Here is an 18,536-nt window from a genome sequence, read left to right as displayed (position 1 = left end):
CGCCTAAGGCGCGTTCTCCGGCGCGTAAGGGAACGTCCAGGTCTCGGTCAGCGCGCGATCTCCCGCTTTCAGAAAGGCACGGAGCTCCATTGTCTTGGCGCCGTCCGGCTGGGCGTCGATGCCGACGCGGAAGCCCCCGACGCGCGGGTTTGGCGTGATGAAGGTTCGGGCGATCGTTCCCGAGGAGGTCGACGGCACGACCGAGACCTTGGACGGATCGGGTAGGAAATAAGCGAGGTCGCCGCCCGAAAAATCGATCACGAAGCGCTGTGTGCCGGGCGCCGGGGCCTCCGCGCCGAGCGCCGCGGCGCGGGTCGGATAAGTGTTGATGGCGCGGCCGCCGGGATGAAGCTTGGCGTCGGAGCCCATCGAGCGGATACGGTAGCCGAAGGCGCGCTCGCGGCCCGCGTCCAGCGTCTCGGACGGGACCCAGAAGGCGACGATGTTGTCGTTTGTCTCGTCGTCGGTCGGCAGCTCGACGAGCTCGACCCGGCCTTCGCCCCAGCCTTCATGTGGCTCCACCCAATAGCTCGGGCGCTGTTGGTAGGAGAGATCCAGGTCCTGATAGTGCTCGAAGGTCCGGTCGCGTTGCATCAGGCCGAAGCCTTTGGGGTTCTTGTCCCAGAAGCCTGAGATCTGCGTAGTCTTCGGATTGCGCAGAGGCCGCCAGACGCATTCGCCGGCCCCGGTCTGCAGCAACAGGCCGTCGCTGTCGTGCAGCTCCGGACGAAAGTCCGTAAAATGCCGCCGCTGGTTCTCGGCGTAGAAGAACATCGAGGTCAGCGGCGCGATCCCGAGCTTGGCGATCGGTTTGCGCGCGATCAGCGTGGCGGTCACGTCAACGACCGTCTCCGCGTCGGGATAGACCGTGAAGCGGTAGGCGCCGGTGAGCGATGCGCCGTCGAGCAGCGCGTAGATCGTCGCGCGCTCCGCGTCCGGGCCGGGCGTCTCGATCCAGAACTCGCGGAAATCGGGGAACTCCTCGGGCTCCGGCCCGCCCGAGTTGACCGCGACGCCGCGCGCGGAGAGGCCATAGACCTGGCCGCGTCCGAGGAAGCGGAAATAGCTCGCGCCGATGAACGAGATCAGTTCGTCGAACACCCGCGGGTCGTTCAGCGGATAGTGCAGGCGGAAACCCGCGAAGCCGAGATCGACGGGCAAAGGTCGCTGGAATTTGTTGGCGCCGTAGTCGAACAGCGCCCCGGAGTACGGGACCGGCGTCGCGACCCCGTCGCGCACCACGTTTACGACGATCGGCTGCCGATAGAGGAAGCCCGGATGGAACATTTGCATCCGGAACGGGCCGCCAGCGGCGCCGAGCAGCGCCTTGTCGGGGCGGAAGCGGATATCGCGATATCGGTCGAAGTTGAGGTTGCGCAGTTCTTCCGGCAGGTCGCGCGGCCGGGCGTCATAGGGCCGGCTGGCGAGATCGCGGGCGCGGCGCAGGACGTCGTCATAGCCGAAGTCGGGCTGCGCCGGCTGCTGGGCGCGGGCGCCGGACGCATAGGCGGCCGCCGCGCCGCCAAGCAGGAGCGCGCCGCGGCGGGTGACGGAGAAGCTGTCTGTCATCGGGATGCTGTCGAGGGTTGGCCGGACACATCCGAGCCTTAAGGCGCATCGCCGTCGGCCCGCAAGACGGCGCGACGTCACGCCGTCAGCGCCGGGAGGCGCCGTTCTCCCGCGTCGCGAAGGCGCGGCGGGCCTTTTCGACGTCGGCGTAATAGGTCTCGGCCCATATCCACACGCCGCAGAACGCCCTGCTCAGGCTCCGTCCGAGCTCCGTCAGGCTGTAGTCGACATGCGGCGGCACGACAGGGTGGACCTTGCGGGCGACCAGCCCATCGCGCTCCATCTGCCGGACGGTCTTGGTCAGCATCTTCTGGCTGATGCCGCCGACCTCGCGCGCGATCTCGGTGAAGCGTAGCGTCCCACGCTCCTCCAGCGCTTCGAGCACGAGCATCGTCCACTTGTCCGCGACCTGGGCGATCACGTCGGTCACCAGCGCCTCGATGGCCGGATCGACGGTCTCCGGAGGCGGCTCACGGCGCTTCGCTTCGGTCGCAGGGTCCGGCGCCGTTCTCTTCACGTCCATGCTCTCCGCAGGGTAACTATAGAACTTTCAGGTGCCCACTTTCCATAAGAGAGCGTCAAACCTACCCTTCGTCAATCGAACAGGAAAGGGACGGGTCATGGACCTCAAGGGCAACACCATCCTCATCACCGGCGGCGGCTCGGGCATCGGCCGCGCGCTCGCGGAGGCCTTCCTCGCCGCGGGCAGCGAGGTGATCATCTCCGGGCGGCGGCAAAGCGCGCTCGACGAAGTCACCGCCGCAAACCCCGGCATGAAATCGGTGGTTTTCGACATCGCGGACGCGAACGGCGTCCCAGGCTTCGCGGAGCGGCTCGTGGCGGACTATCCCTCGCTCAACGCCGTCCTGAACAACGCTGGCATCATGGTCGATGAGGACGTCAAGGCGGGCGACTACCTCCAGACCGCCGAGGATACGATTGCGACGAACCTGCTTGGGCCGATCCGGCTGACCGCCGCGCTGCTGCCGCATCTCCTCAAGCAGCCCCGGAGCGCGGTTCTCACCGTGTCGTCCGGCCTCGCCTTCGTGCCGATGGTCGCGACGCCGACCTATTCGGCGACCAAGGCCGCGATCCACTCCTACTCCGTCGCGCTCAGACGCCAGCTTCAGGGCACGCCGGTCGAGGTGATCGAGATCGCGCCGCCTTACGTGCGGACCACGCTCCAGGGCGAGCGTCAGGCGGCGGACCCGAACGCCATGCCGCTCGAAGACTTTATCGCCGAGACGATGAGCCTGCTCGGCGAGCCCGGTGCGACGGAGATCATCGTGAAGCGTTGCGAGCCGCTGCGTTTTGCGGAGCGGCGAGGCGAGATGGACAAGGTGTTCGAGAGGGTGAACGCCGCGCACTGAAAGCTAAGCAGTCATCCCGGCTCTTCCCGCGCGGCCGGGATGACGCGGCAGGTGCGCGGGACCGGCCAGCGTTTAGATCTCGTTAAGAAAAAACACTGTCACAATTCGAAGTCTTCTCTTGTGCGGAAGGGCGAACGGCATTACTTCCGCCCTTGCCCAATTTCGCGCGTGCCTGTGTCGTGTGTCGGGTTGGCGGGAACTCCCCGCCGGGCAACCCGATGGCCGGAAATCCCAACCGGCTCTAAGTCGCCTCTCCGGCGGCGGACGCGACGTGAAGCGACGACGTAGAGGGCTTTTTTGGTCTCTCCCGGCTCTCCAAAGGCCGGGGTCACTAAAGAGGCGACTACTTCCTTGCCGGGCGTGCGGGTCGCGGGTTCATCCCAACTCCCAAGCGTGGCGACGACAACCGGGACTATGACGTCCGGCTGTTCGTCGTGACTACGGCGTGACCGACGGCTGCTTGCTCGAAAGAGCCAAGCGGCCACGGACCGACCTGATCGCCAGCGGCGCGCGTCCACATCGCGCCGAACGGAGACGCGTCGATCCATCGAGCCACATGACGCTTCCGGGATTACGCCCATGTCTTCGCATCTCGACCGCCTCGACAACGACCGCGTCCGCAACTTCCTCGCGACCGAGCAGATCGACGGGCCCGTGCTTGTCGTCGACAGCGAGATCGTGCGCGAGAACTATGGCAAGTTCGCCCGCGCTCTGCCGGACACCCGCGTGTTCTATGCGGTCAAGGCGAACCCTGATCCGAAGATCCTGAAGCTCCTCGCCGAGCTCGGCTCGTGCTTCGATTGCGCGTCGGTCGCGGAGATCGACATGGCGCTCGCGACCGGCGTATCGGCCGACCGCATCTCGTTCGGCAACACGATCAAGAAGGAGCGCGATGTCGCGGCGGCCTTTGGTCGTGGCGTGCGCCTGTTCGCCGTCGACTGCCGCGAAGAGGTCGAGAAGATCGAGCGCGCCGCTCCCGGCGCGAAGGTGTTCTGCCGCATCCTCGCCGACGGCGCGGGCGCCGAATGGCCGCTGTCGCGCAAGTTCGGCTGCGTGCCGGAGATGGCCGCCGACGTGCTCGAGCACGCGCACCGTCGGGGGCTGCATGCCTATGGCGTGTCGTTCCATGTCGGCTCGCAGCAGAACAACGTCGCGGCTTGGGACGCCGCTCTGGCGTCGGCGGCGCAGATCTTCCGCGATTGCGCGGAGCGCGGCATCGCGCTCGCCATGGTGAACCTCGGCGGCGGCTTCCCGACCCGCTATCTCCGCGACATCCCCGCGGTCGACGCGTATGGCGCCGCGATCTTCGAGGCCCTGCGCACGCATTTCGGCAACCGTATCCCGGAGACGATCATCGAGCCGGGCCGCGGCATGGTGGGCGACGCCGGCTGGATCGAGGCTGAGGTCGTGCTCGTGTCGAAGAAGTCCGCGGCGGAAGACGAGATCCGCTGGGTCTATCTCGACATCGGCAAGTTCGGCGGACTCGCCGAGACGATGGACGAGGCGATCCGCTATCCCATCCGCACCGCTTATGACGGCGAGGCGACGACCCCTTGCGTCCTCGCCGGCCCGACCTGCGATTCGGCCGACGTCATGTACGAGAAGGCGCCGTACCCGCTGCCGATCAGCCTCTCGATCGGCGACAAGGTGCTGATCGAGGCCTGCGGCGCCTACACGACGACCTATGCGGCGGTGGCCTTCAACGGCTTCCTGCCGCTCGCCTCTCACGTCATCTGACGGAGGGCGGGATGGCGATCATCAGGGACGAGGCCCCGGCGGATGTCGGGGCCCGCGAGGCGCTGCTCGACCGTTCGTTCGGCCCGGCCCGCTTCGCCAAGACCTGCGAGCGGCTGCGCGAAGGCCGCCTCGCGGCCGACGGACTGTCGCTGGTGGCGGAGGATGCGGGCGGCCGCATCATCGGCACGCTGCGATTCTGGCATGTTGCGCTTGGGGAAGGGCGGCCGGGGCTGATGCTCGGGCCGCTCGCGGTTTCCGCGGAAATCCGCAACGAAGGGCTGGGCGCGCGGCTCATGAAGGCAGGCCTCGCCCGTGCGCAAACGCTCGGCCATGATGCGGTGATCCTCGTCGGCGACGAGCCCTACTACCGCCGCTTCGGCTTCAAGACCGAGGCGACGGATGGGCTCGCCATGCCAGGCCCGGTGGAGCGCGAGCGCTTCCTTGGCCTCGCGCTGAAGGCGGACGCGTTCGCCGGCGCCAGTGGCATGGTCCGCGCGACGGGCGCCGTCGCGCTGCCGCTTCGACGTCAGGGCGTCGCGGCCCCGCGCCGCGCGGCCTGACGCACGGCGTTAGACGTAGAGCGTCATCCCGGACGGCCTTTGGGCCGGCTGGGATCGTCCTGCGCGGGGATGACGCTCCCTGTCGCGTAACCGTCGAAGCTCAAGCCCCAACCTGCCGCGCACGATCGACGTCGGGCATCCGGTAATCCCTCTCCTCGATCTCGGCCAAGCGGGAAGGGACGATTTCGGTGTTCGAGACGCCATAGAGCTTCTGGAAGTTCATAATCAGCGGCTGCCACTTCGCTGGATCGATCCGGTTCTCCTGCCCGTCCATGAGCAGGTCCGGATGCACGTGGACGCGGGTGATGCGCACCTCGAAGGCTGAGATCAGGCCCGCGACTTGGGGATCGTCGTCCATGATCCCGTGCCGCGCCGCAACCACGGCCTCCAGTTGAATGGGACATTCGAGGACGCGCGGCGCGGCGACGGTCTGCGACTCGACGGGCGTCCGGCCGGCCGCCTCGAACTTGCGGGGCTCGTACGCGTAGCCTAACCGCTGCTTCAGCTCGGGAATGGCTTCTGTGCCTGTCAGGCGCGCCAGCCTGTTCACCGCTCCCGCCTGCGTGGGCGAGGCCAGGTTGAGCACGCACTGCCCCGTGCGGATCATGTTCTGCGGCGTCTTTGACGCGGTCTGCAGGCCGAGCATGCAGCGCCACCCAAGCCACCACGCGGACGACATCGGCGCGACGTTGGCGGTGCCGTCCTCATTCTGAGTGCTTATGAGGACCACTGGAGTCCCGAGGTAGAGGATCGAGGGCTCGATCGTGACATGAGGGCCGGTCATGGTAGCTCCGCGCTTGTGACGCGCGACTTATGAAGTCGACCGGCCGGGACGGAACTCCGTTTCTTGCGCTCAAACTTCGAAGCTGTAATCAGGTCCTGCTAGGCGCTCGGCTCTGCCGACGTTCGGCGGTCCTCGTTCCTCTTCACCACCTCAGCAGGCGCGAGCCCATCGCAGCGCCGATGGCCGCGGTAGCCAGCACGCCGGCCACGTACCAGACCGCGACGAACAGCGGCGAATCCTGGTTGCAGAACACGGCGTAGAGCGACGCCGCGAGGCCGCCGGCCGCAAGGCCGGCGAGCGCGCCGGCCCGCGTCGGGGAATCCGCCGCGCCGCTCCGCATCGCGAACAGAATGACGCCGAGCGGCGCCAGCGAGATGAGCGGGATGTGGACCATGCAGAAGCCGGCGTTCGTCCCGACCAGCCGCGCCACCCACTCGGACTGGGGGACGACCGCCATTTCGGCGAGAACGCCGATCGCCAGCGCCGCCGGAGCCAGAAGCAGCGCGAGGTTCGCGCCGCGGCGCGAAGCGCCGGGCCTGGCGATCCGCGACAGCGCGAACGCCGCCGTGACGGCCAGGATCAAGCCCACGAGAAGCTTGAGGTCGTAGCGCATGGACGAACTCGCGACAGCCAGGAAATTCGCGCGAGGCTTCAGCATCATCAGAAAGACACCGGCGCCGGCCGCCGCTGCGACCGCCAGCGCGACCGAGAAGACGCGCAGAAACCGGCGGGGTTTCGCCCCGTCCGCCGCAAGCGCCTCGATCAACGCGTCCGTCCTCATTCTCGAAAGCTCCTATAGGCCGAGGCGAGCGCCTTCAGCCCCCTGTGCAGGGCGACTCGCACCGCGCCGTCGCTCATCGCGAACCGCGTGGCCACGGTCCGAATGTCCTCTCCATCCATGGTGATCGCCTTCACCACGTCGTGCTGACGGCCCTTGAGCGCCAAGAGCAGCCTCTCCGTCTCGCGCGTCGAGAGCTGTTCCTCATCGACAGGCGCGGGCAGGATTTCGGCGAAATCGTCGACCGGGACCTCAAGTCGCCGCCCGCGCCGCCGCAGGGCGTCGATCATCTTGTTGCGCGCGATCGCCGCGACCCACGGACCGACCGGCTGGCCAGGGTCCCATGTGCCGCGCTTCAGATGGATCGCGAGAAGAGTCTCCTGCACCACGTCCTCGATGTCCGCCGCGGCGAGCCCGGACGAGCCCGACCTGCGTCTGACGACGGCGCGGAGGAAGTCCGAGAGTTCGGCGAGCAGCCTGCGATAGGCGGCGGCGTCACCTGCCTCGGCGGCCTTCATCCACGCGGACCAGCGCATTTCTCGTTCGGTCAACGCGGGTCTCGGACATGAATACGGGCGAGGAAGGCGAAGCGTTACGTCGCCGTCGCCGTCGCCGCAAGCCCGCTGACGGCGGCCTCGGAAAGGTCGAGCGAGACGAGCCGCACGCTTGGATCGTCCGGGTCGGCGCGAATGTCGAAGCCAAGCTCGCGGCAGACGGCGAGCATCGAGCTGTTCTCCGCGAGCACCTGTCCCGACATGGTCGTGAAGCCTTCGGTCCTCGCGACGCGGATCAGCGCGCGCATCAGCCGCCAGCCCAGCCCGACGCCTTTCAAGGCCGAGCGCAGCAGGATGGCGTATTCGCCCTCGCGTCCCTCGACGTCGGCGTGGAGCTGAGCGACGCCCAGCACCTCTTCGCCAGGACCGATCGCGAGCAGGGTCATGGTGCGGGCGTAGTCGATCTGCGTCATGCGGGCGACGAAGGCGCGCGGAACTTCGCGCATCGGCGTGAAGAAGCGCTGCCTGAGGTCGTCTTCCTCGACGGCGCGGAAGAAGACTGCGATGGCGGGCTCGTCCTCCGGCCTAACCGGCCGCATGAAGATCTCCGACCCGTTGGGGAGCGACGCACGGCTCTCGTAAGCCTTCGGGTAGGGCCTTATCGCGAGGCGCGGATTGGCCACGCCCGGCCGCGCGCTGCGGACGGCCGGCGCCACGCGGATGCGCGCGTCGAACACCACCGCGCCGCGCGGACTCGCGACCAGCGGGTTGAGGTCGATGTCGCGGATTTCGGGCATGTCGACGGCGATCTGCGCGAGCTTGACCAGAGTCAGCGCCACCGCGTCACGGTCGGCGGGCAGCCGGCCGTCATAGCCGTCGAGCAGAGCCCCGGCGCGGGTGCGCGCGATCGCGTCATGCGCGAGGCCGAGGTGGAGCGGCGGCAGCGCAAGCGCGACGTCTCGAAGAAGGGTCGCCGCTCCGCCGCCCGCGCCGACGACCACCACCGGGCCGAACACCGGATCGTCGGCGATCCCGGCGAACAGCTCCTGCGCGTCCCGCGGGCGGATGTCGGGCTGCACGATGAAGCCGTCGATTTGCGCGCCGGGACTGCGCTGCTCGACGCGGGCGATCATCGCCCGGGCGGCCTGTTCGACCGCAGCGGCGGTTTCGAGGCCGAGACGCACGCCCCCAACAGCGCCACGGGACGGCACGTCCGGCGAGATCAGCTTCAGCGCCGCTCCGCCGCGCGCGAGCATGCCGCCCGCAACCTCCGCGGCCTCCTCGGGCGTCGCCACGAAAGCCTGCGGCAGCGTCGCGATCGCATAGGCCGCGAGCACTTCGGCGACGTCGGTCGGCGACAGCCACGACCGCCCGCTCGCAAGGCCGTTCTCGACCGCAGCGCGCGCTCTCGCGACGTCGGGCGAGAACGTCTCCGGCGCGGAAGGCGGCGTGGCGATCAGCGCCTCTTGGCCCTCGACGTGCCGGACGAGATGCATGACGCCGGCCACCGCCGCCTCGGGCGTACGGAAGAACGGGATGTGCGCCGCCTCGAGCGCCGCACGCGGGGCGGCATCGGAGCCGAGAAAGGCCGCGAAAACCGGCTTTGGCGGATAGCGCTTGGCCCGCGCCTGCTTGGTCGCGGCGGCCACCGCACGCGCGCAAGCGAGCGCCGGAGACAGCGACGTCGGGGCGTGGATCGCGAGCGCCGCGTCGACATTCGGATCGGCGAGCATCGCTTCCAGCACTGCTTCGAACAGTTCCGGGGTCGCGTCGCCGCGGAGGTCCACGGGATTGAGCGCGCTCGACCCCATCTCCGGAACGAGGCTCGCGACCTTCGCCTTCGTGTCCTCGGCGAGGTCAGCCGCGCGGCCGCCGAGCGCCGCCAGCCGCTCCGCCGCAAGCTGACCGAGCGCGCCGCCATTCGCCAGGATCGCCAGGCGCTTGCCCGCGACTGGCGCAACATGGGCGAGGGTTTCCGCCGCCGAGAACAGTTCGGCCAGATCCGCGACCCTGAGGATGCCCGCGCGTCGGAAGGCGGCGTCATAGACCGCATCGGTCGTCGCCAGCAGAGCCGCTTCCGATCCCGTTCTGGGCGCGGCGTGCGCCTGGCTGCTCTTCACCACCACGACCGGCTTGATGCGGGCGGCGGCGCGGGCGGCGGAAAGGAATCGCGGCGCGTTGGCGACGTCGCGGAGATAGAGCAGGATCGCACGGCTGTGGCGGTCGAGCGCGAAATGGTCGAGCAAATCGTCGACGTCGACGTCCACCATGTCGCCGAAGGCCACGACGCCTGAGAATCCGATCCCGCGCGCGTTCGCCCACTCGATGGTCGAGGCCATGACGCCTCCGGACTGCGATATCAGCGCCAGATCGCCGGGTTGGGCCACGGGCGCGATGCTGGCGTTGAGTTGTGTGAAGGGGCTCTGCACGCCGAAGCAACCGGGGCCGATCAGCCGCATGCCGCGCCGCCGTGCGACGGCTTCCGCTTCGTTGCGAAGCGAGCCCTGGCCGGCGCCGAGGCCGCGGGTTACGACAACCGCCGCCCGCGAACCCGCGGCGCCGGCCTCGTCGAGCAAGCCGGGGATCGCGGCCGGCGGCGCTGTGACAACCACCAGGTCGGCGGGCGCCGGCAGGTCCGCAAAGGACGGAGCGGCGGCGACGCCGTCGATCTCGGCGTATTCGCGATTGACCAGGAACAGCGGGCCGGCGAAGCCCGCGTCGCGGATGTTTTTGAGAACGGCGCGCCCTACGCTGCCAGGTCGCTGGCTCCCGCCGGCGAGGGCGACGGAGCGAGGCGCGAAAACGGCGTCGAGGTTGCGGACGGTCATGGCCGCGGGACGTTACACGCAGCCGCCCGTCTCGCGCGACTGCCCGCTCGTCAGGGCTGGGTCAGCGAGGGCGGGTCGCTGGCAGGGAAGCTTTCGTCGAGCTGCTCTTCCGCGTGCTCCCCTGTGGTCTCACGAGGGCCCGACGCCGGCGGCTCCGGCCCCTCGTCCGGCGACTCCGGATCGACCGCGAGCGTCGAACCCACGCGGGGTTCGGCGGGCGTGGAGCCTCCGGCGGCGAGCGTCGCGTCGAGGTCTTCGGTCTCGACCTCGGCTTCCGGGTCGACCAGCACGATGTGCAGCCGGCGCGGCCCATGCGCGCCCATCAGCAGGATCTGCTCGATGTCGGCCGAGCGCGACGGACCTGTGATCCAGTTGACCGTGCGCGGCATGATCCCGGCGCCGTAGGACGCGCGAATGCTGTCCCAGATGTCCTCATAGGTCGCAGAGATGGTGGCGGCGTCGACGAGGACGATGTGGTTGTCGGGCAGGAAGTTCAGCGTCGTCGGATTGTCGGCGCCGGAGACGAGCACGGCGGTGCCGGTCTCCGCCACGGCGCCGAAGGCAGCGCTCAGGCCTGCGGGATCGTCGCCATAGGTGCGGCCGACGGAAACCTCGATCGCGGTCCGTTCGAAGGGAAGGGCGTCCAGTCGGGGGTCAGGGCCGCGGCGAAGCAAAGGCGCGAGATTATGCGCGCGCAGGAAGTCCGCGATCGCCGTCGGCGCCTCGGCGGGGTCGCGCACGACCGAGACGGTCGCCGCTGAAGCCTCCGCCATCTCTATGAAGAGCTTGATGCGGGCGCGCGGGGAGAGCGTCGTCGCGCGCGCCGGCAGAACGCCGCGCGGGTGGGAGTTCAGCCGGTCGGCCACCTCCTTCAGCCGCGGCCGCTCTCCGCCGGTGACGCCGAGCGAGCGCCGAATGGTGGAGAGCACCTGTTCGCGCGGCGTCATCGGCGGGTCCTCGCTTGCGCGTTCCAGCGAGCCTGGAAGGTCGAGCCCTGCGGGGCCGCGAAGTCCCGACCGGCCGTCCAGCCCTTGGCGAGCGGAAGCGCGCTGAAGCGGCCTTTGCCGCGTCCGATAAGGCTCAGAACGCTCATCGCCGCACGGGTGGCGAGCTTGTAGAGCAGCGGTCTGCGGGCGAAGAAGCTCCACACTGCAAGGCCGGCGCGGACCGGCGCGGGCGACAGATGCCGCTCGAATTCGCGCTCCCGCCAATGCCGCATCAACTTCGGCAGTGGAATGCGCACCGGGCAGACGCTTTCGCAGCGGCCGCAGAAGGTCGAGGCGTTCGGCAAATGGCCGGCCTCCTTCACGCCCGTCAGCGAGGGGGTCAGCACCGCGCCCATGGGGCCAGGATAGACCCAGCCGTAAGCGTGGCCGCCGACGGCGTGATAGACCGGGCAGTGGTTCATGCAGGCGCCGCAGCGGATGCAGCGGAGCATGTCGCGGAACTCGCCGGCGAGCATCGCCGAGCGCCCGTTGTCGAGCAGGATGACGTGGTACTCCTCGGGCCCGTCGACGTCGCCCGGCCGGCGCGGCCCGGTCGAGAACGTCGTGTAGACCGAGAGCTCCTGACCGGTCGCCGAGCGCGCCAGCACCCTGAGCGTCTGGGAGACGTCATCGAGCGTAGGCACCAGCTTTTCGATCGACGCCAGCACGATGTGGACCTTGGGCAGGATCTGGCTGAGGTCGCCATTGCCCTCGTTGGTCACGATCACCGACGTGCCGGTCTCCGCGATCAGGAAGTTCGCGCCGGTGACGCCGACGTCAGCGGCCAGGAACTTTTCACGCAGGATCCCGCGGGCTTCCGCAAGGAGCGATTCCGGCGCGTCGAGGTTCCGGCCCTCGGGCAATCCGGTGTGGACGCGGCGGAAGTCGCTCTCGATCTGGTCGCGGTTGAGGTGGATGACCGGGGCGATGATGTGGCTCGGCCGCTCGCCGCGGAGCTGGATGACGTATTCGCCGAGATCGGTCTCGATCGGCTTCACGCCGGCGGCGTCGAGCGCCGTGTTGAGCTCGATCTCCTCCGAGATCATCGACTTGCCCTTGGCGACGGTCCTTGCGCCCACGCGCTTGCAGATCTCGACGACGATCCGCGAGGCGTCCTCGGCGGTCGGCGCATAATGGACGTGGCCGCCGGCGGCCGTGACCTTCGCCTCGTAGGCCTCGAGATAGAGGTCGAGATGGGCCAGCACGTGGTTCTTGATGTCCCGGGCCGAGTCCCGGAGATCCTCGAACTCCGGCAGCTTCGCCGCGGCCTTCCTGCGCTTGCCGATAAAGCCGGTCTCGACATTGCCGAGCGCGCGCTGGAGCGCCGGGTCGTTCAGCGCGCGGTGCGCGTTCTCCTTGAAAGCGGGAGAGGTGGAATGCGCGTTCACGCCTGAGGCTCCCCGATCGCGGGCTCGTCGCCCATCCCCGCGAGCACTTCCGCGACGTGGCGGGCCTTCATCGGCCGGCCCTGGCGCTGGAGTTTGCCGGCCATGTTCATCAGGCACCCCAGATCGCCCGCGAGCAGCGTCCCGGCGCCCGCCGCCGCCACATTGTCGGACTTCTTTGCGACGATGGCGTCGGAGATCTCGCCATACTTCACCGCGAACGTTCCGCCGAAGCCGCAGCAGACGTCGGAATCCTTGAGCTCGGTCAGCGTCAGTCCCTCGACGCTCTCGAGCAGTTTGCGCGGCTGGGCGCGGATGCCGAGTTCGCGCAGGCCAGCGCAGCTGTCGTGATAGGTCACCGAGCCCTCGAAGCGGGCGTCGACCGCGGTCACCCCGCGGACGTCGACCAGGAAGCTCATCAATTCGTAGACCTTCGCCGCGAAGGCGTCTGCGCGGCGCGCGAGCTCCGGCTCGTCGGCGAACAGCTCGGGCACGTGCTTTTTCAGCTGGCCCGCGCAGGAGCCGGACGGCGCGACCACGTAGTCGACCCCCTGGAAGGCGTCGATCGCCTGCATTGCAAGCGCCTTCGCGGTCTTGCGGTCGCCGGAGTTGAAGGCGGGCTGGCCGCAGCAGGTCTGCTCCGGGACTACGACGTCGCAGCCGGAATCCTCGATCAGCTTGGCGCTCGCGAAGCCGATGGAGGGGCGGATCAGATCGACGAGGCACGTGGCGAACAGGCCGACGCGCGGACGGGGCTCGGCGGACAATGGAACAACTCCAGCGGCGCGGCCGAAGATCAACCGCGCAAATGCGATAGCGCATCGAAGAGGTAGCGCGATAGACGCCGGCCGCAACGCGCTCGAACGGGATTGAGCCTACACGAGCGGCCCGCTATGGCCTAAGTTGATCCGACGCCCCTGCGAGGCGAAGCCCGCAAAAAGAGGGTGAGGAGGACGGCCCATGACCGGCATCGCCATGCCGCAACCCGACCCGGGCATTCTTGCGCGGCGGGACGAAATCATTGCGGGCCTGAGCCGCATCGTGCCCGGCGAAGGGGTGATCTCGTCCGAGGACGAGCGCCGCGCCTTCGAGACCGACGCGCTCACCGCCTATCGCCGCATGCCGCTCGCCGTCGTCCTGCCCTCGACGACCGAACAGGCGGCTGAAGTGCTGGCCTATCTCGCCCGCGAGGGCGTGCCGATGGTGCCGCGCGGGGCGGGTACCTCGCTCGCCGGCGGCGCGCTGCCGCAGGAGGACGCGGTGGTGATCGGCGTCTCCAAGATGGCGCAGGTGCTCGACGTCGATCTGCCGAACCGCACGATCCGCGTCCAGTCCGGCATCACCAATCTCGGGGTTTCCGCCGCGATCGCCCATGAGGGCTTCTTCTACGCCCCCGATCCCTCCTCGCAGCTCGCCTGCACGATCGCTGGCAACATCTCGATGAACTCCGGCGGCGCGCATTGCCTGAAATACGGAGTGACGACCAACAATCTGCTCGGCGTGAAATTCGTCACGCTGCAGGGCGAGATCGTCGAGATCGGCGGCGACGCGATGGACGCCGCGGGGCTTGATCTGCTCGGCCTGATCTGCGGCTCGGAGGGCCAGTTCGGGCTGGTGACGGAGGCGACGCTGCGCATCCTTCCCATGGCGGAGGGGGCGCGGCCGATCCTGTTCGGCTTCCCGTCGAGCGAGGAGGCCGGCGCCTGCGTCGCGGCGGTGCTTGGCGCCGGCATCGTGCCCGTTGCGATCGAGTTCATGGACAAGATCGCGATCGACATCTGCGAAGACTTCGCTCACGCCGGCTATCCCCGCGAGGCCGGGGCGCTGCTGATCGTCGAGGTTGAGGGCTCCCCCGCCGAGATCGACGAGCAACTCGCCCGTATCGGCGCGATCGCCGAGACCCACGGCGCCACCTCCGCCCGCCAGGCGAAGACGGCGGCCGAAGCCGCCGCGATCTGGAAGGGCCGCAAATCGGCCTTCGGCGCGATGGGCCGCATCTCCGATTACATCTGCATGGACGGCACGATCCCGACCGGCCGCCTGCCGGAGATTCTCGCCCGCATCACCGAAATCTGCGACGCGGCGGGTCTGAAGGTCGCCAACATCTTCCACGCCGGCGACGGCAATCTGCACCCGCTGGTGCTCTACGACATGAACGACCCTGTCTCGCTCGCGAAAGCCGAAATCGCCGGCGAGGACATCCTGCGCGCCTGCGTCGAGGTCGGCGGCTGCCTGACCGGCGAGCACGGCGTCGGCATCGAGAAGCGCGAGCTGATGTCCGTGCAGTTCAACGCCGTTGAGCTCGCCCAGATGATGCGCGTGAAGCGCGCCTTCGACCCGGACTGGCTGATGAACCCGTCCAAGGTGTTCCCGCTCGGTCTGCGGCAAGCGGAAACGCTGCAGGCCGCGGAATGAGTAAGACACGTCATCCCGGACGGCGCTCTGTGCGCCGATCCGGGATCGTCATCAGACGAGAACTCGTTCTGCGCGCGCTCCCGGCTCTCCGCTTCGCTGCGGCCGGGATGACGGATTGTCTGGCATGACCGATGTCATCGCCCCTCTGGACGAGCTTGGCGTCGAAACCACCATCCTTGAAGCCGTCGCCGACAACGCGCCGATCGCCATCCAGGGTGGCGGCACGCGGGTCGGTCTGGGCCGCCCCTCGCAGGCGGCGAAGACCCTCTCGACGAAGCGGCTGACGGGAATAATCTTGCTGGAGCCGTCCGAACTCGTCGTCTCCGCCCGCGCGGGCACGCCCGTCGCGGAGGTCGAGGCGGCGTTGGCGGAGAAGGGCCAGCGCCTCGCCTTCGAGCCTTTTGACGCGCGGCCGCTTTACGGCACGACCGGCGAGCCGACGATCGGCGGGCTGGTCGCCACCAACGCCTCCGGCCCCCGCCGCGTGCTCGTCGGAGCCGCGCGCGACGCGCTGATCGGCGTCCGCATGATCACAGGCCGCGGCGAGACCATCCGCTCCGGCGGGCGGGTGATGAAGAACGTCACCGGCTACGACATCGTGAAGCTCGCCGCAGGCTCTCACGGCACGATCGGCGTGCTGACGGAGGCCACCTTCAAGACCCTGCCTCTGGCCGAGACCGAGACCACGCTCGTCGTGGAAGGCCTGGCGGACGAAGTGGGCGTCGCCGCGCTCTGCGCCGCGATGGGGACGCCCTTCGAGGTGACGGGCGCGGCTCACCTGCCGGGCCGGGACGGTCAGCCTGCGCGCACCTGCCTGAGGCTCGAGAACTTCGAAAGCCACCTGCGCTACCGCGCAGGCGCGCTGGCGAAGACGCTTCAGGCTCCAGGCGCCGTCACCCTGCTCGACGCCGAGGCGTCGCGTGCGCTCTGGCGCGACATCCGCGACGCCGCGCCGTTCCTGGGCGACACGGGCAATGTCGTCTGGCGCGTCTCTGTGGCGCCGTCGCGCGGGCCGGACGTGGTGGCGGCGCTTGGCGACCGCCTCGCCGCACATTTCTACGACTGGAGCGGCGGACTAATCTGGATCGCGATGGCCCCGTCCGACGACGCCGGCGCTGCTCCCGTCCGTGCGGCGGCCGCCGAGGCAAGGGGCCACGCGACGCTGGTTCGCGCCGACGACGCGACCCGCGCCGCGGTCGACGTGTTCCAGCCCGAAAGCTTGGCGCTCGCTCGCCTCAGCCGCGCGGTCACCGAGACCTTCGACCCGGTCGGCGTGCTGAATGCGGGGCGCATGCATGCAAGCTGACGTCCGCATCGCGGCTTCGCGTCTCCGCCACTCCGAGTCGTCCTGACATGCAAACCGCCTTCGCACCCGAGCGCCTCGAGGCCGATCCGCAGCTCGCGACGTCGGAAAAAATCCTGCGCACCTGCGTGCATTGCGGGTTCTGCACTGCGACCTGCCCAACCTATCTGCTGCTCGGCGACGAACTCGATAGTCCGCGCGGGAGAATCTACCTGATCAAGGAGATGCTGGAGGGCGAGAAGCCCGCGACGCCGCAGATCGTGAAGCACATTGATCGGTGCCTCTCCTGCCTGTCCTGCATGACGACCTGCCCCTCCGACGTGCACTACATGCACCTCGTCGACCACGCCCGGGCCTATATCGAGAACACCTACGAGCGCCCGCTCGCCGACCGGCTGATGCGCAAGCTCCTGGCAAACGTGCTGCCTTACCCCGGCCGGTTCAGGCTTGCGCTGCTGGGAGCCTGGGCGGCGCAGCCACTCGCGGGATTACTTAAGGGGCCGCAGGCGCTGGCGCGGCTCGGCGCCATGCTGAAGCTCGCGCCGGCTAAGCCGCCGCTATGGAACTCCGGGCGCGGGGCGAAGACGGTCGCCGCGCACGGCCCCCGCAAAGCGCGCGTCGCCATGCTGCAGGGTTGCGCTCAGCCGGTGCTGGAGCCCTCGATCAACGCCGCCGCGACCCGCTTCCTCGCCCGCCATGGCGTCGAGGTGGTGCAGGCGGCGGGGGAAGGCTGTTGCGGCGCGCTTGTCCATCACATGGGGCGCGAAGATCAGGCCCGCGACCAGGCCCGCCGCAACGTCGACGTCTGGACCAAGCTGATCGACGAAGGCGGCCTCGACGCCATCGTCATCACCACCTCCGGCTGCGGCACGACGATCAAGGACTACGGCTTCATGCTGCGCGAGGATCCGGCCTATGCCGAGAAGGCGGCGCGGGTGTCGGGCCTCGCAAAGGACTTCTCCGAATTCGCCGCGTCCTTCGAGCTGAAGCTCGCTCGCGAGACCGGCCAAAGGGTCACCTACCACTCCGCCTGCTCGATGCAGCACGGTCAGTCCATCCGCGAGGAGCCGAAGGCGCTGCTGAAGGCTGCAGGGTTCGCGGTGAAGGAGCCGGCGGAGGGCCATATCTGCTGCGGCTCGGCGGGCACCTACAACATCATGCAGCCCGAGATCGCGACGAGGCTGCGCGACCGCAAGCTCGCAAACATCGCAAAGACCGCGCCCGATATCGTCGCGAGCGGCAATATCGGCTGCCTCACCCAGCTCCGTACGGCGAGCGACACGCCCTTCGTGCACACCGCGGAGCTGCTGGACTGGGCGACCGGAGGCCCACTGCCGAAGCAGCTCGAAGGGCGGATCGCATCGGCATAATCGACGCCGCCGCAAAGCCGCCATTGCGCCCTAAAAATGCAGCCATAAGTCACCAGAAAGCTCGCGACTGAAGCGACGAGCCTCTGGAGACAACGGCCATGACTCCCGCTGAACGCAATCTGATCGCCGGACTGTTCGATCGGCTCCGCAGCGCCGAGGGCGCCTACCGCGATCCGGAAGCCGAGAGCTTTATCCAGGAGCAGGTCTCCCGCCAGCCGCACGCTCCCTATGCGATGGCGCAGACGCTCATCGTGCAGAACCAGGCGCTGGAGGCGGCGAAGGCCCGCATCGACGAGCTCGAGCGCCAGGTCTCAGACGCACGCGGCGGATCGTTCTCCCGGCCCGCCAGCGAGACGGCTTCCCCGTGGGGGCCGCGCGCCAGCGAGGCGATGGGCGCGCCGGCGGGCTTCGGCGGCAGGCCCGGCTACGAGCGGGCGCCGGATTACGGGACGCCGCCCTCGCAGACCTATGAGCCGCAGCAGACCTCCCGCTTCGGCGGGGGAGGCGGCTTCCTCTCTGGCGCGCTGCAGACGGCAGCCGGCGTCGCGGGCGGCGCGCTGCTGTTCTCGGGCATCCAGTCGATGTTCGGAGGCGGCACCCACGCGGCGGAAAACGCCGGCGAGGCTGCGAAGCTCGCTGATACTCCCGACTCGGCAGACGATGCAGCGAGCCCGGCCAGCGAGGAGGGGGGCTGGTTCTCCGGGCTGCTCGGCGGGGTTGACGAGAAGCCCGACGCCACGCCGGTTTCAGATGACGACGGCGGTAATTTCGGCGGCGATGACGGCGGCGACTGGACCTGAGGTCCATCCCACACGCGCCTAACCAGGACGCGCGTCTCGACCTCCACGCCGTCATGCCTTCTCGCGCATCCGCGACTGAGCCACAGAGCGCGCCGCTCAGAAAGTCGTGGATGCCCGAAAAGGGCATGACTGCGGTGCTTATCCCGGCGGACGCGTC

At 68.8% G+C, this 18,536-nt stretch carries 16 protein-coding genes; 7 read left to right on the top strand and 9 right to left on the bottom strand.

Features of this window, described 5'->3' with window-relative positions; genetic code table 11:
* Positions 1 to 3: 3 nt before the first annotated feature.
* Positions 4 to 1,569: an OpgD/OpgG family glucan biosynthesis protein gene (locus EYR15_RS02910; protein ID WP_131001357.1), complete on the bottom strand. Its 1,566-nt coding sequence runs from the start codon at positions 1,567 to 1,569 to the stop codon at positions 4 to 6.
* A gap of 85 nt (positions 1,570 to 1,654) precedes the next feature.
* Complete coding sequence (locus tag EYR15_RS02905) at positions 1,655 to 2,086, bottom strand: winged helix-turn-helix transcriptional regulator (protein WP_131001356.1); 432 nt, start codon at positions 2,084 to 2,086, stop codon at positions 1,655 to 1,657.
* A gap of 103 nt (positions 2,087 to 2,189) precedes the next feature.
* On the opposite strand from EYR15_RS02905, the gene EYR15_RS02900 reads away from it, so the two are divergent.
* From EYR15_RS02900 to EYR15_RS02890, 3 genes are all read left to right on the top strand, one after another.
* A complete protein-coding gene (locus EYR15_RS02900; RefSeq protein WP_131001355.1) occupies positions 2,190 to 2,939 on the top strand; it encodes an SDR family oxidoreductase in 750 nt (249 codons plus the stop codon).
* A 579-nt stretch (positions 2,940 to 3,518) separates the two neighbouring features.
* Positions 3,519 to 4,676, top strand: a complete 1,158-nt coding sequence (locus EYR15_RS02895; RefSeq protein WP_131001354.1) for a type III PLP-dependent enzyme — start codon at positions 3,519 to 3,521, stop codon at positions 4,674 to 4,676.
* 11 nt (positions 4,677 to 4,687) lie between these two features.
* Complete coding sequence (locus EYR15_RS02890; protein ID WP_131001353.1) at positions 4,688 to 5,236, top strand: GNAT family N-acetyltransferase; 549 nt, start codon at positions 4,688 to 4,690, stop codon at positions 5,234 to 5,236.
* Between the two features lie 100 nt (positions 5,237 to 5,336).
* Here EYR15_RS02890 and EYR15_RS02885 read toward each other — a convergent pair whose 3' ends face one another.
* The 7 genes from EYR15_RS02885 to EYR15_RS02855 all read right to left on the bottom strand — a co-directional run bounded on the left by EYR15_RS02885 (position 5,337) and on the right by EYR15_RS02855 (position 13,258).
* Complete coding sequence (locus EYR15_RS02885) at positions 5,337 to 6,020, bottom strand: flavin reductase family protein (RefSeq protein WP_131001352.1); 684 nt, start codon at positions 6,018 to 6,020, stop codon at positions 5,337 to 5,339.
* 142 nt (positions 6,021 to 6,162) lie between these two features.
* A complete protein-coding gene (locus tag EYR15_RS02880; protein ID WP_131001351.1) occupies positions 6,163 to 6,801 on the bottom strand; it encodes an NrsF family protein in 639 nt (212 codons plus the stop codon).
* On the bottom strand, positions 6,798 to 7,349 hold the full coding sequence (locus EYR15_RS02875; RefSeq protein WP_245498110.1) for a sigma-70 family RNA polymerase sigma factor: 552 nt from the start codon (positions 7,347 to 7,349) through the stop codon (positions 6,798 to 6,800). Before EYR15_RS02875 ends, EYR15_RS02880 begins: the two co-directional genes overlap by 4 nt.
* A gap of 41 nt (positions 7,350 to 7,390) precedes the next feature.
* Positions 7,391 to 10,120, bottom strand: coding sequence for a bifunctional acetate--CoA ligase family protein/GNAT family N-acetyltransferase (locus EYR15_RS02870; protein ID WP_131001350.1), 2,730 nt, complete (start codon positions 10,118 to 10,120; stop codon positions 7,391 to 7,393).
* Positions 10,121 to 10,170: 50 nt separating this feature from the next.
* The gene (locus EYR15_RS02865; RefSeq protein WP_131001349.1) at positions 10,171 to 11,067 is read right to left on the bottom strand and encodes a LutC/YkgG family protein; all 897 of its coding nucleotides are present in this window, start codon (positions 11,065 to 11,067) and stop codon (positions 10,171 to 10,173) included.
* Positions 11,064 to 12,494, bottom strand: a complete 1,431-nt coding sequence (locus EYR15_RS02860; protein ID WP_131001348.1) for a LutB/LldF family L-lactate oxidation iron-sulfur protein — start codon at positions 12,492 to 12,494, stop codon at positions 11,064 to 11,066. Before EYR15_RS02860 ends, EYR15_RS02865 begins: the two co-directional genes overlap by 4 nt.
* Positions 12,491 to 13,258 (bottom strand): (Fe-S)-binding protein, encoded by a 768-nt coding sequence (locus EYR15_RS02855; RefSeq protein WP_131001347.1) that lies wholly within the window; start codon positions 13,256 to 13,258, stop codon positions 12,491 to 12,493. The genes EYR15_RS02860 and EYR15_RS02855 overlap by 4 nt, the downstream gene beginning before the upstream one ends.
* 193 nt (positions 13,259 to 13,451) lie before the next feature.
* On the opposite strand from EYR15_RS02855, the gene EYR15_RS02850 reads away from it, so the two are divergent.
* The 4 genes from EYR15_RS02850 to EYR15_RS02835 all read left to right on the top strand — a co-directional run bounded on the left by EYR15_RS02850 (position 13,452) and on the right by EYR15_RS02835 (position 18,379).
* A complete protein-coding gene (locus EYR15_RS02850; protein WP_131001346.1) occupies positions 13,452 to 14,906 on the top strand; it encodes an FAD-binding oxidoreductase in 1,455 nt (484 codons plus the stop codon).
* A gap of 124 nt (positions 14,907 to 15,030) precedes the next feature.
* Positions 15,031 to 16,212, top strand: a complete 1,182-nt coding sequence (locus tag EYR15_RS02845) for an FAD-binding protein (RefSeq protein WP_131001345.1) — start codon at positions 15,031 to 15,033, stop codon at positions 16,210 to 16,212.
* Positions 16,213 to 16,259: 47 nt separating this feature from the next.
* Complete coding sequence (glcF, locus tag EYR15_RS02840) at positions 16,260 to 17,579, top strand: glycolate oxidase subunit GlcF (RefSeq protein WP_131001344.1); 1,320 nt, start codon at positions 16,260 to 16,262, stop codon at positions 17,577 to 17,579.
* A gap of 98 nt (positions 17,580 to 17,677) precedes the next feature.
* Entirely contained in the window at positions 17,678 to 18,379 is a 702-nt protein-coding gene (locus EYR15_RS02835; RefSeq protein ID WP_131001343.1) for a DUF2076 domain-containing protein, read from the top strand.
* The last annotated feature ends 157 nt before the right edge of the window (positions 18,380 to 18,536 follow it).

It is taken from the genome of Hansschlegelia quercus, from assembly GCF_004310425.1.
GTDB lineage: Bacteria > Pseudomonadota > Alphaproteobacteria > Rhizobiales > Methylopilaceae > Methylopila > Methylopila quercus.
This window is presented reverse-complemented; position numbering and strand designations above follow the sequence as displayed.